An 849-nucleotide genomic window follows, 5' to 3' on the forward strand; every position below is an offset into this window, starting at 1 on the left:
CTTTAACTTCGTAAACCGTATTTATAGTTGTACCATTTATCACTTGAATCCATCCATGCGAATGACCGTGATCGTGAGGAGCACACTCTATTGCTGACCAGTTCATAACAAGTAATTCTACTTCGTCATTTTGATAGAGAAGCTTTCTATAGTATGGCTTGTCTTTTGCTGACTGCAATAGTGGTTTTAAATCATTAAAGTTTATATCTAAAGCCAAAAGAGCCTCTCTCAGTTCCAATTTGGTAGGGGAGTCCAAGTTATCTAAAATATGCTTTACCTGTTCAATTAAGCTCATACACGCATTACCTCCTTATGAGCAGCACAAATTTTTGGGTTTTCTGCATAGCTACAATTTTTTGTTTCTCCATGGCAAGTACCTTAAAAAAGTTAGTAGTCTTCCATTAGCTACAATTACTCCCACTATAATTATGACTCCTCCTAATATGCTGACAGGAATAATCTTTTCTCGTAACAGTAAAACAGCTGTTATCAATGTCGCTACTGGTTCTAAATAAAGAAACACAGATACCTGTGACGCCTCTAAAACCTCTAATGCCTTTGCCCAATACCAATAGGCAACACCTGAAACGAATACACCGAGAAATAGTAAATGAGCCCACTCCACGCTCGTTAAAAAAGGCATGATCTCCCATCCTTTATTTCTTACGAGAAAAGGAGTTGTTAGAGTAAACCCTATTAAACACATATAAAACGTAACAACAAGAGAGGGAAGTTGGATATCCAGCTTTTTTAATAGGACAGAATAGATTGCCCAGTTTAATGTACTTAAAATCATTAACAGGTAACCGATATTAACTGGAAGCTGAAGTGAATGCTGATTGCTAGAAG

At 36.9% G+C, this 849-nt stretch carries 2 protein-coding genes; both read right to left on the reverse strand.

The genetic code is table 11. The annotated features are described in order from the left end of the window. On the reverse strand, positions 1–295 hold a 295-nt coding region (locus tag RB298_RS06775), incomplete at its 3' end, for a cupin domain-containing protein (RefSeq protein WP_486046498.1). 51 nt (positions 296–346) lie between these two features. Further along, a partial coding sequence (locus RB298_RS06780) for a DMT family transporter (RefSeq protein WP_486046500.1) occupies positions 347–849 on the reverse strand: 503 nt, incomplete at its 5' end.

Origin of the sequence: Priestia sp. BR_2 (genome assembly GCF_041954005.1) — a bacterium.
Lineage (GTDB): Bacteria > Bacillota > Bacilli > Paenibacillales > Paenibacillaceae > Paenibacillus_AQ > Paenibacillus_AQ lautus_A.